The sequence below is a fragment of the Buttiauxella noackiae genome, from assembly GCF_000737905.1.
In the GTDB taxonomy this organism is placed as follows: domain Bacteria; phylum Pseudomonadota; class Gammaproteobacteria; order Enterobacterales; family Enterobacteriaceae; genus Buttiauxella; species Buttiauxella noackiae.
Window position 1 is genome coordinate 517,552 of record NZ_JPRU01000001.1, and the last position, 12,089, is coordinate 529,640.

The window sequence follows — 12,089 nt, forward strand, 5'->3', positions numbered from 1 at the left end:
AACCGCTCAAGAATAACAATTTAAGAATATAAAGTCATGCATACGATCCAAACCGCGGAGCTTAAACCATCACGCGGCGCAATGAATACATTAAAAAAACTCGCAAAACTCCACAGTAAAAAATTAGTGATTACGCTAATGCTGGTGGTCGCTGAAAACATCATCTATTTGCTTTATCCATTAATGGCCGGATTTGCCATCAACGCCATCATTAAAGGGCAACCGCTACATGCATTGCTGTATGCGCTGGTGGTCTTTGTGATGTGGGCGATAGGCGCTGCACGCCGCAGCATGGATACCCGGACATTTGCCAGAATCTATGCCGGACTTGCCGTGCCGGTGATCCTTGCACAGCGCGAAGATGATCATAGCCATTCGACCATTGCCGCTCGCGTGACGTTGTCACGTGAATTTGTCAATTTCTTTGAAACACACCTGCCGTTACTGATTACCTCCGTGGCATCAATTATCGGCGCAGTCATTATGTTGTTGACGATTGAGTTCTGGGCAGGTGTCGCTTGTCTGGGCGTGTTGATTTTCTTCGCGACGTTCCTGCCGAGCTATACGCGCAAGAATGAAATGTTATATGAGAAGCTCAACGACAGGCTGGAAAAAGAGGTGGGTTTTGTCGGCACTGCCAGTGAAAACACGCTGAACAAGCATTACAACTTTTTGGCGCGTGTCCGTATTCGTTTGTCCGACCGTGAGGCATACGGCTATTTATCTATTGGTATTGCCGCAGCGTTCCTTTTCGCGATGACCATTTGGCTTATGACCGTGAAAGGTGTCGGGAACGCCGGGCATATTTACTCTGTCATGACCTACATGTGGATGTTTGCCATGAGCCTGGATGACGGCCCATCTCTGCTTGAGAAGTACTCGCAGCTTAAAGAGATAGGCAAACGCGTCAACACAGGGCTGGTGTAATTAACCCACTTCCGGCAATGCGCCAGACGCAATCAACGCCTGAATCACAATCACGGCGATACCGCAGGCAAACACCAGAATCAGCAGCGGTTTGCCGCCAGCAACACGGTAGCCAGGCTCTTTTTGAGTCTGGCGACTTTTCCAGACCAAAAGCGACGGGATGATTAACGCCAGTATTGCCAGCGCAACACCGGCATAACCCAGCGCCATCACAAACCCTTGTGGGTAAAACAGAGCGAAAACTAACGGCGGCGCAAATGTCATCAACCCTGTTTGCACACGGCCAGATGCATTACGGGGACGCGAAAAGAGGTCGCTCAGGTAATCAAACAACCCTAACGACACCCCCAGGAATGAAGTCGCCAGCGCCAGATCCGCAAACAGATGCACCGCTAACTCGACGTGCGGCGAGGCCACTACTTCACGAACCGCCTGCAACAAACCATTCAGCCCTGAATGGTTGGCTAACAGCCCACTGAATACACCAGAGTCAATCGCACCCAGCGTGGCAACTTGCCAGAAGATATAGGCAACTAACGGAATTGCGCTGCCGATGATAAACACCCAACGCAGTTTGCGCAGGTTGCCGTCAAGGTAACTGACAATACTCGGCACGCTGCCGTGGAAACCAAACGAGGTGAAGATCACCGGAATAGCTGAAAGAGCCAGGCCTTTCTCCAGAGGCAACGTCAGTAAATTAGTGTGATGGATGTGCGGCATCATCAGCCCAAGCATCACCACCAACATAATCACCTTGGCGCTAAACAGTACGCGGTTAAACATATCCACCATATGAGTGCCGATGCAGACAATGCCACCGGCAACAATCGTGAACAGTAAAACCCCGGTTGTCACGGAGATTGAGGATGCAAACCATTGATTCAGACTTGCGGCCAGCAGTTCACCTGCACCGCTGATGTACGCCGCCGTCAGCGCATACATCAGGAACAACATGCTAAAACCGGTAAGCCATTGTCCCGGACGCCCAAGGTAGCGGCGGGCAAGGGTGCCAAGTCCTGTGTCGGCGGAAACATGCTGATAAACTTCGACCAGAAGCAGTGCTGTGTAACACATCAACCCCCACAGGCCGATGAGCAACAGGAAAGTCACCCCAAACCCAACGCCTGCTGAAGCCAATGGCATTGCCAACATTCCTGCGCCAATTGTGGTGCCGGCGACGATAAAGATACTGCCAAGAGTGCGATTCTTCACGCTTCCCTCTGAATTTACGCTTGTAATAACGAGATTATGCCGCGCAGGGTAAAGGATTGTTGTGACTGCGTCAAATGAGGGTTACATGAAGTGTAATTTTATGTTTACGATAAGCTGTGCTGTCTCAGCACTGACTGAGACAGCCGAAGGTTAATGCTTGCCGAGATACTCTTTTTCCAGCCTGGCCACAGTGCCATCCTGCGTCATTTTTGTGAGTGCATCATTGATAAGTTTCAGCGTCTGCTCATCACCTTTACGCACACCGATGGCGCTATTGGCGGATAACATCGGGTCTTTCACCGGCTCACCCGAGAAGGCGTACTCTTTGCCAATCGGTTGGTCAAGAAAGGCTGATTGCCCGGAGGTGGCAACAACAAAAGTAGCATCCAGTCGGCCATTGGCTAAGTCGCCGTAAATCGACTGTTGATCGGGATATTCCGTGACGTTGGCACCTTGCGAGCGCCATTTCGCATCCGCATATTTTGCCTGTACTGAGCCTTGTAATACGCCGACATTTTTTCCGCTCAGCGATGCGGCATCCGGTTTCAACGGTGCATTTTTGGCAGAGATTAAGCGGCTGTTGTCTTCATACAATGTCTGGCTGAAGTCGATGACTTTCAGGCGCTGCGCATTCGGGGCCATTGAGGAGATAACCGCATCGAATTTTTTGGCATTCAGGCCCGGAATGAGACCATCAAAACCTGATTCAACCCACTGGCAGGTGACGCCTGCGGTTTTGCAAATTTCATTGCCAATCGCAATATCCAGTCCCACCAAACTGCCGTCAGGCTTTTTCGATTCATAAGGTGGATAAGTGGGGTCGGTACCAAAACGTAATGTTTGCGCCTGAACGGTCTGGCAGACCGTCAATGCCAGCAATCCACAAACCCCTGCAACATATTTGTTCATCTTACACTCCGGTGATAGTCAGTTAGCGCTGTTATGCACAAAGGCGGTCGAGGGCGAGGGTAATGAAATAGCGCACGCCCAGCGGCAGTACATCGTCGTTAAAGTCGTATTGTGGGTGATGGCAAAAAACGCCTCCCTGGCCGAGCAGCACATAAGCACCGGGCCTGCGTAATAAAAACTCTGAGAAATCTTCTGAACCGTTCATCGGTGGGAAACTGCGTAACACGTTGTCTTTGCCAAACACTTTTTCGGCACTTTTTGCTGCAGCCTCGGCCTGAGCCGGGTGGTTGACGGTTGCCGGGGAACCATTGGCAAAACGAACGCTAATCGCGCATTCGCAGGTTTTTGCCACCCCTTCGCAAATTGCCTCAATCCGGCGTTTTGCCTGGGCACGCACCGCTTCGTTAAAGGTACGTAACGTGCCTGCAAGTGTGGCATGAGCAGGGATAACGTTTGGCGTACTGCCAGCATGCATGCTACCGATGCTCAGCACCGACATTTCTGAGGGGGAGATGGTACGGCTGACTACCGTTTGTAATGCGCAGACCAGTTGTGCTGCGGCAATCACCGGGTCGCGAGTTAATTCTGGTGCGGAACCATGCCCACCCACGCCATCGATACTTATCAACACATCGTCACATGAGGCCAGCATTGCGCCATCCAGCACGCCAAATGTCCCGGGCGCAAAATGTGGCGCGTTATGCAGTCCGTAAATTTCATCCCAGTCAAACTGTGTTTCAGCACCGGCCTCCAGCATCGCCAGTGCGCCACCGCCGTTTTCTTCGGCAGGCTGGAACAAGAACACCACTTTCCCGGCAAAATCGCGGTTTTGGCTAAACCACTGCGCCGCACCTAACAACATAGCGGTGTGCCCGTCATGCCCGCAGCCGTGAAAAGCGCCCGCATGAGTGGAGCGATATTCCGGAGTACCTTCTTCTTCCATCGGCAGCGCATCCATATCCGCACGCAGAGCGATAGTGCGCCCAAGGCCGCGTTCGCCTTCCACCACACCAACAACACCTGTTCCGCCGATATTGCGCCAATGGGTGACTCCCCATTGTTGCAGGCAATTAGCGACACGTTCACTGGTGCGTGTTTCTTCAAAAGCAATTTCGGGATGAGCATGTAAATCACGGCGTAGTGCCACTAACTCAGCAATATTTACCGTCAAATCAAGGTTATTGTTCACCACTTATAAAGCCCTCTATTATACTGAGTTCGCAAAACGACCGGCTTTATGATGCTAGAAGAGACTGAAATCATTGGTCAATTTCCAGTTTCTTATGCCTATAACAAACAGTTATAGCGGAGGGTTTATCAAAACATCTCAATTGCGGATCTTAGTGGCAGTAGCCCGACATGGAACGCTGATCGGTGCGGCTGGCGAGTTGGGTTTATCTCAACCGGGCGTCACGCGCAGTATCAAAGAACTCGAATCTCGACTAGGTGTGCAGTTACTGGTGCGCAGTGGCGCTGGCGTGCGTTTCACCACTTATGGCAACACGCTGCTGCGTTATGCCCGCACCGTGATAACCGAAATTAGCCGCGCAGAGCATGAAATTGCCGCCATGAAAGCGCAATCCCATGCCAGTTTGAATATTGGTGTCTCTTTGCTTTCAGCAACTGTTCCGGTTTATGAGGCTCTGCGTCGCTTTCGCTTACGCTTCCCACAGGCCCGCGTTAACGTTCATGAAGGCATGCCGGGACAAATCATTGATGGGTTACGCAATGGTGACTTTGACCTGTGCCTGGCATTTGTGGCACAAACCGACCCCATTGCTGAGTTTCGCCTGATTGCTTTGCAGCACTGGCCGCAAACTCTGGCGGTGGCAAAAGGCGATCCGCTGGCCAACGCCGTCAATCTGAACCAACTTTCTGAAGCACAGTGGCTATGCAGCCACACCAGGGAAAGCTGGCAACCATTCTGGCAACAGTTGGCAGGGGAGCAACAGGTGCAGGAGCCCGCGCAGGTGAATATCTGCACTTCATGGGGGCTCTATTCAGCACTGGCACAGGATGCTAACACCGTCAGCATCTGGCCGGATTTTTTGCTGCGTGCCCGCCCTGGGCAAGAGGAATTAGTACCGCTAAACATTCAGACGCAATTACCCGATATCACCTTTGGCTTTATGTTGCGAAAAGACCAGGTACTGACGCCAGTTTGCGAATATTTTATCGACTGCATGGGTCAGGAGCTAAAAGCTTCTGCTTTGGAGCCATCGAGCAAAGTGCAATTCCCAGTGCGATAAGCAACGCGCTGACGAGGTGAAAACCATGTAGCGGCACGTTGAGAAACAGCACGCTAAACACGCCGCCGCTGAGCGGAATCAGGTGCGAATAGACTTCACCGCGCGTGCACGGTGAATATTGGTATCGCCAAAACGCTTTCTGCTTATTTACTGCCAGCGATTATTCTTGAAGTTGAACAGCATTTTCCATTAATGACGATTAATTTTATTGAGTCAGATCCGCAGGAATTAACCGAATCATTAAAGAATCGGGATATTGATTTCTCGTTACTGTTAACCTCAAATATTGCTCACGACAATGCCCTGAAAAAAGAGATATTTATTCGTTCACCGCGCCGACTTTGGGCCGCGCAGGGCCATCCGCTATTGAACCAGTCAGTGATTCATTTGGCTGATCTCGAAAACCAGCCATTTTTGCTGCTGGATACCGACGAATACCCCAACGTGATTAAAGAGCACTGGCGTGCCCGAGGCGGTAGCCCAAATATCAGTTTCATCACCACCTCGTTCGAAACGGTGCGCAGTCTGGTGGCAAAAGGAAAGGGGGTGACGATATTGTCGGATCTGGTTTACCGCCCGTGGTCGCTCGAAGGATTGCGCGTGATGCGCCGCAGCATTACTGACAGCACCACCTACATGGATGTTGGCGCGGTCACGCTTGCTGAATCCTCCCTGAGCGAAACGGCAACAGCAGTGCTGACTTATTTGCGCACAGTGATAACGCGGCTGGGTGAGGAGGCATGATAGTGACCTGGAACCACTGCCGATTATTCGAATGAAGCGGATATAAAGCAGCATAAAAAACAGGGGGAAATATAATAACAATAAATATGTGGATATATATATCGTATGACAGTGAATTGATCTGTCATTATCTGCGTGGCATCATATCGGCACAAAAAATATATAGGGCTTACGATGAAAGACGTTATTGACGGTTTTTTGAGGTTTCAGAAAGAAGCCTTTCCGCAACGCTCCAAACTATTCAAAAAACTCGCATCAAATCAAAATCCTAAAACACTTTTTATTTCCTGTTCCGACAGCCGACTAGTTCCTGAATTAGTTACACAGCGTGAACCGGGTGAACTGTTTGTCATTCGAAACACAGGTAATATTGTGCCACCGTTCGGGCCAGAGCCTGGTGGTGTTTCAGCATCGGTTGAATATGCGGTGATGGCACTTGGCGTTCGTGACATCGTGGTTTGTGGGCATTCAGATTGTGGGGCGATGACCGCGGTCGCCAACTGCCAGTGTCTTGACCATATGCCAGCCGTTGCTCACTGGTTACGTTATGCAGATGCTGCAAAAGCCATTAACGAAGCGGAAGAGCATAGCTCAACCCAATCTCGCGTTGACGGCATGGTGCACCAAAATGTGATCGCACAACTGGGGAATTTACGTACCCACCCTTGTGTTGCATTAGCGCTTGCGAAGGGCAACATTACACTTCACGGCTGGGTTTATGATATTGAATCGGGATGTATTGAAGCATTTGATAGCAAAGGCGGGAAATTCATCTCGTTATCAGACAATCCGGGTGTAACGGCGTCTTAATCAGCCATTTATGAAAACCTCCGCCACGGCTAATAACCTGGCGGAAGTTTTCAATAGGGAAGTGTGGTCACTTCCCTGGCGGTTAAATAAATAGCCTCGGATTATTCCGGGGTTTATTTTTAATTAGCGATAATGGTGATGATGCCAGCCGTGGTGATGACCACCATCTCTGTAAATACAGCCAGACAGACTCATAACAATTACTATACTACTGATAATTAATGCAAATTTTTTCATGGTTGATACCGTTTCTCACTATTAACATTACCAGTGATTATCGGTTGATATAAAACTTGAACAACCAGATAAAACTCAATTTTATCCCCTCCACACTTTCCTCAATATTGTTCAATTAATATTCATCGCATAATTAAAAATAACAAATAATTAATGTGGCTAAATTGATGCACCAATCGAGGAACAGAAAACGACCGTTTCGATTGGTTTTAGGAACCAACGCGGGAAAACAAAAAGAGATAAGCAACTATGACTCATGTCGGGAAGTGATTTGGAAAATGAAACCCAAATTCTCAGATGATTTTACGTGAATTCTGCTGCACTGATGTACTGCCAGAACAACAGAATTCACGTAGCGACGCCATTTTAAAGAAAAATCATTATATTCAATTGGTTATGTGGAAGGTATTAACTCCCCCAGCGATTTTTAAGATAGCTAACGGCTTCTCTGGTTTGCGGCTGGTTGAGATTGTTCTCTCTGAACAAGATCGTACCGCTGATTTGCGGCAATGATTCGTTAAGATCGAGCTGTTTTTTCAACTCGGGCACACCACCGTTTACCGTCCAATCCGGCTCTTTCCGGGACGGTTCACCGACTTTGTAGAGTGCAACGCCAATATACAGACGTGTATTTGTTGGTTTCACCACGTCGGCCCACCATTTTGCGAGTACATCATAACGGGCGGCATCACGCGCGAAAGGCCAGTACAACTGCGGGGCGATGTAATCCAATAAGCCCTGTTGTACCCACTTTCGTGTATCAGCAAAAGATTCATCATAGGCCGCTGCACCTCGGGTATCGGAACCGGCAGGATCAAATGAACGGTTGCGCCATACACCAGCAGGACTCACACCAAATTCAACACCCGGCTTTAACTGCTTGATAGTTCGAGAAACTTGCTCAATAAGTTGCTGCGTGTTGTGCCGACGCCAGTCTGCTTTTGAATCAAATCCCTGACCATATTTTTGGAATGTCGGGTTGTCGTTGATGTGGGATCCTGGAGACTCTGTATAGAAGTAGTCATCAAACTGTATGCCATCGACGTCATAACGCGATACGACTTCAGCAACGACGCTGGTAATCCAGTCTCTAACTTCTGGAATTCCAGGATCTAAGACATAACGATCGCCTGAGATACGAATCCAGTCACGATGGAGCACAAACACGCTCGGTGGTTGGTCCGATAAAGTGTTGTTGAGTTCTGCAACGGTCGACGGTTTGGTATTGGTGGAAACACGGTAAGGGTTAAGCCAGGCGTGAACTTTTATACCGCGCTTGTGTGCTTCGTCGAGCATAAATTGCAGCGGGTCGTAACCTGGGTCTTCACCAATTTTACCCGTCATTACATCTGACCATGGCAAAATTTTTGATTGCCAAAGCGCGGTGCCATCGGGTTTGATCTGGAAAAATACGGTATTAATTCCAAGGCTTTTCAGGTTATCTAATTTGTTTTTTAACGCTTGCTGTTGCTGACTAACGCGAGTGGAAGCGTTGTTCGGATTTACTGATGCAACAGGGGGCCAGTCAAGACGAGATACCGTTGCGAGCCACACGCCTCGCACGGGTTCTTGATTTTGCGAAGGCGATGCCGGATGCGCCGGTTTAGTCACCGGGGTCACGAGCGAGACCGGTGGTTTTGAAGAACAACTGGCAAGTAAAATAGCGGCGATAATAAAGGCGCCTGACGTTTTCACTTTTCTTGTCATAAGCGGAAAGCTACGAGAACGGCTAATGGTAGACTCCAGTTTTGCGGCACATAGTCAGGAACGAATATTCTCTGCTGATTCGCATTTAAGTCAATGATGTAGATTATGTTAATTGGCATCGGGTGACTGAGAGCTGCCAACGCACCTGCCGCTTTAAGTATGACGGGTAGCGAGTGGCACTATGGCCACTCGCCTTAGACAGGATGGCATCAGTACTCCTTAAACGCCAGTTCCAGGCGAGCGATTAATGGCTTGAACAGATAGCTCAAGAATGTTCGCTCTCCGGTTTTAATCGTCACACTCGCCGGCATGCCTGCCTTAATTTTGTAATCCCCCAACAAACGCACACCTTCTGTAGAGACCTGAACTTCTGCCAGGTAATAGGGCTGCTGCGTGGCTTCATCGATTAAGCGGTCAGCCGAAATAGTTAACACGCGCGCAGGAACTGATGGCAATAAAGCATGGTTAAGGGCAGGGAACAGCACATCAACCATCAACCCCGGAACCAGTTTATCAATGGCATGTACCGGTATTTTTGCATCTATTTGCAGAGGTTGCCCTGCGGCAACAATATCCATTAAATGTTCTCCTGGCTGAATAATACCGCCCACAGTACTGACTTTTACGTCCAGAACGATGCCGTCAATAGGTGAACGAATTTCCGTATTATCCAGTTCATGTCGAGTCGAAACTAATTCATCTTCAAGCATTGCGACTTCTTTTTGCTTTTCCGTAAGCTCTGATTCTACTTCCCGCAGATATTGATGACGCACCTGATACGCTTTGATCTTCAGTTCATTTTGTTGTGACTTTAATTTGGCGATATTCAGAATATCTTCTGAAACGTTGCTGGATATTTCAGCGGCTTCGCGTTCAAGCACCAGCAATTGTGCTTTTGGATAGTAGTTTTTTTCGCTAAGCGCTCGAATAGCACCCAGTTCTCGATTGATCAGAGTCGATTGGTGATCCCGATAGCTTTTTATTTTATTCAGGTTTTCGATTTGCCCAACAAGGCCATCCAGTGTTTCCTGAATCATGGACAACTCATCCTGGATGTTTTTTCTACGCGTATCAAATAATTTTCCCTGCAAATTTCTGACTGCTGCCAGGCGTTTATTGTCCGGAAATTGCTGTGTCAGTGTATTGTCGAAGGCAATAACTTCCAGCCCATCTCTTTCTGCCAGTAAACGGTCTTCAATACTTTTTGCTGATATATATTGTGCATTTAACGTGCTGTAACGCATGCCAAGTTGCATTTTATCCAGCCGCACTAACACCTGGTTTTTTTTAACTAAATCGCCTTCTTTAATAAAAATATCGGTGACTCGCCCACCGCTTAAATGCTGAATAGTTTTACGGTGGCTTGAAACCGTCACCGTCCCGTCAGCCACTACACCGGCATCTAAAGGAGCCTGCACAGCCCATAATAAGAAACCACCAACGCCAAGTGTTATAACGATGATTCCACGCAGTATTGGTGGCCAGATATTGGTATCAACGCTGCCGGAAGCGGGGGTTGCAGTGTCTTTATTATTCTTTTTCATTCATCAGGCCTCTCGTTGCTGTTCAGTACTCGATGGAGAGGAGGTCGCTACCGGTTTTAATATATTGGCCTGCCGTAGATTGGCAAAAACCTGGTCGCGGGTTCCGAACTCTTGCATGGCTCCGTCATTAAGTAATAAGACTTTATTGACCACGCCGAGCAGTGTCGGGCGATGCGAGATAATGACGGTTGTTTGGCCTTGTGTGCGCAGCGTATTAATCGCTTTGACGAGAGCAAACTCACCGGCATCATCCAGATTGGCATTTGGCTCATCCAGAACGACGAATGCCGGATTGTTGTAGACCGCGCGCGCAAGCCCAATACGTTGCCGTTGCCCGCCGGACAACTGGTGTCCACCTGCACCCAGAGGCGTGTCGTAGCCCTGGGGGAGACGTAGAATCATGTCATGCACACCGGCCAAAGTTGCGGCTGCGACGATAAGTTCGCTGTCGTTTTCGGCAAAACGGGCAATGTTTTGTGCGATGCTGCCGTCGAATAATTCAACATCTTGTGGAAGATAACCGATGGAGGGGCCAAGCAACTCTTTATCCCACTGGCAAATATCCGCGCCGTCGAGGCGAACCTTACCGGATAAAGGTTTCCAGACGCCGACCAGTAACTTAGCAAGTGAGGTTTTCCCTGATGCCGAAGGGCCGATAATACCCAGTACTTCACCTTTCTCGAGTTGAAATGAGATATTACGTAGCAGTGGTGCATGTTGGCCTGGTGCTGCGGCAAAAATACCTTCAACACTGATATTTCCGTTCGGACGCGGCAGGGTCAGAACTTCTTTTGGTACCGGGTATTCCTTCAGCAAAGTTGATATCTGATGCCATGCGCTACGAAACTGCACAAATTGTTTCCAGCTACCGATGATTTGTTCCACCGGATTCAGTACACGCCCGAGAATGATGGAGGCGGCAATCATCAGCCCTGGGGTAATTTGGCCTCCGATCACCAGTAAGGCCCCAGCACCCAGCGCAATAGATTGCAGCAGTACTCGCACAAAGCGGCTTAAACTGTTTAATCCAGCCGTTTTATCGGCAATTTGTGTTTGTAAAACCAGCACTTTGTCATGCTGCTCCCCCCAGTGATGTTTTAGGGTGGAAAGCATTCCCATCGCTTCTATAGTGTCGGAGTTTTGTAATTGTTTATTGAGTTTGCTGGCATTATTGATAGTTAGCGCATGTGCTTGCTGAATAGGGCGTTTGGTCGAAAATTCAGAAACCAGGGTCAGGATAAATAATATTGTTATCCCTCCTAAAGAGAGGTATCCCAACAGAGGATGGACAAGAAAGGCAATGAATAAATATACCGGTGTCCACGGAATATCCAGCAGCGCAAATAGACTGCTGCCAGAAAGAAACTGACGAATTTGATCGAGCTCGGCTAAAGCCTGGGCAGGGTTACTATCGCCAGTAGCAACTTTTCGTTTAAATGCAGCATTGAAGACTAACTTATTCATTTTGACATCGAGCCGATTACCAAGCCTAATCATGACGCTTGAACGGGCCGATTCAATCATCGCAATTACGATGTATATACCGACAATAAGTAACGTCAACATCAGTAAAGTGGTCGTATTTTTGCTGACCAGAACACGGTCATAGACCTGCAACATATATATTGCCGGCGCCAGCATAAGCATGTTAATTACACAACTAAAAAACAACAGCATTATAAAGGTCGGTTTAGTCCCCTTTAATGCACTCTTCAGTTCTGTTGGCGTATGCTGGCGCGACATAGTCTTC

10 protein-coding genes and 1 pseudogene are annotated in these 12,089 nt (G+C 48.7%); 4 read left to right on the plus strand and 7 right to left on the minus strand.

The window, feature by feature from the left end; all coding sequences use genetic code 11:
• The first annotated feature begins 36 nt into the window (after positions 1 to 36).
• Positions 37 to 927, plus strand: coding sequence for an ABC transporter six-transmembrane domain-containing protein (locus IX31_RS02320; protein WP_034455555.1), 891 nt, complete (start codon positions 37 to 39; stop codon positions 925 to 927).
• Here the strand turns inward: IX31_RS02320 and tyrP are convergent, their stop codons facing one another.
• The 3 genes from tyrP to IX31_RS02335 all read right to left on the minus strand — a co-directional run bounded on the left by tyrP (position 928) and on the right by IX31_RS02335 (position 4,240).
• Complete coding sequence (tyrP, locus tag IX31_RS02325) at positions 928 to 2,139, minus strand: tyrosine transporter TyrP (protein WP_034455556.1); 1,212 nt, start codon at positions 2,137 to 2,139, stop codon at positions 928 to 930.
• A 150-nt stretch (positions 2,140 to 2,289) separates the two neighbouring features.
• A complete protein-coding gene (locus IX31_RS02330) occupies positions 2,290 to 3,048 on the minus strand; it encodes a transporter substrate-binding domain-containing protein (RefSeq protein WP_034455557.1) in 759 nt (252 codons plus the stop codon).
• A gap of 31 nt (positions 3,049 to 3,079) precedes the next feature.
• Positions 3,080 to 4,240 (minus strand): amidohydrolase, encoded by a 1,161-nt coding sequence (locus tag IX31_RS02335; RefSeq protein WP_198528549.1) that lies wholly within the window; start codon positions 4,238 to 4,240, stop codon positions 3,080 to 3,082.
• A 91-nt stretch (positions 4,241 to 4,331) separates the two neighbouring features.
• Here IX31_RS02335 and IX31_RS02340 point away from each other — a divergent pair, with 91 nt between their 5' ends.
• Entirely contained in the window at positions 4,332 to 5,297 is a 966-nt protein-coding gene (locus IX31_RS02340) for a LysR family transcriptional regulator (RefSeq protein ID WP_072009403.1), read from the plus strand.
• On the opposite strand, the pseudogene IX31_RS22155 reads toward IX31_RS02340, so the two are convergent.
• A pseudogene (locus IX31_RS22155) lies at positions 5,221 to 5,403 on the minus strand (DMT family transporter); the annotation flags it as partial. The gene IX31_RS02340 and the pseudogene IX31_RS22155 sit on opposite strands and share 77 nt — an antisense overlap.
• 5 nt (positions 5,404 to 5,408) lie before the next feature.
• Here IX31_RS22155 and IX31_RS02345 point away from each other — a divergent pair.
• Complete coding sequence (locus IX31_RS02345; protein WP_051880480.1) at positions 5,409 to 6,041, plus strand: LysR substrate-binding domain-containing protein; 633 nt, start codon at positions 5,409 to 5,411, stop codon at positions 6,039 to 6,041.
• A 174-nt stretch (positions 6,042 to 6,215) separates the two neighbouring features.
• Positions 6,216 to 6,851, plus strand: coding sequence for a carbonic anhydrase (locus IX31_RS02350; RefSeq protein ID WP_034455559.1), 636 nt, complete (start codon positions 6,216 to 6,218; stop codon positions 6,849 to 6,851).
• A gap of 645 nt (positions 6,852 to 7,496) precedes the next feature.
• Here the strand turns inward: IX31_RS02350 and IX31_RS02355 are convergent.
• From IX31_RS02355 to IX31_RS02365, 3 genes are all read right to left on the minus strand, one after another.
• Positions 7,497 to 8,795, minus strand: a complete 1,299-nt coding sequence (locus IX31_RS02355; protein WP_034455560.1) for a glycoside hydrolase family 10-like protein — start codon at positions 8,793 to 8,795, stop codon at positions 7,497 to 7,499.
• Between the two features lie 209 nt (positions 8,796 to 9,004).
• The gene (locus IX31_RS02360; protein WP_034455561.1) at positions 9,005 to 10,339 is read right to left on the minus strand and encodes an HlyD family type I secretion periplasmic adaptor subunit; all 1,335 of its coding nucleotides are present in this window, start codon (positions 10,337 to 10,339) and stop codon (positions 9,005 to 9,007) included.
• Positions 10,340 to 10,342: 3 nt separating this feature from the next.
• Complete coding sequence (locus tag IX31_RS02365; protein ID WP_034455562.1) at positions 10,343 to 12,082, minus strand: type I secretion system permease/ATPase; 1,740 nt, start codon at positions 12,080 to 12,082, stop codon at positions 10,343 to 10,345.
• Between the last annotated feature and the right edge of the window lie 7 nt (positions 12,083 to 12,089).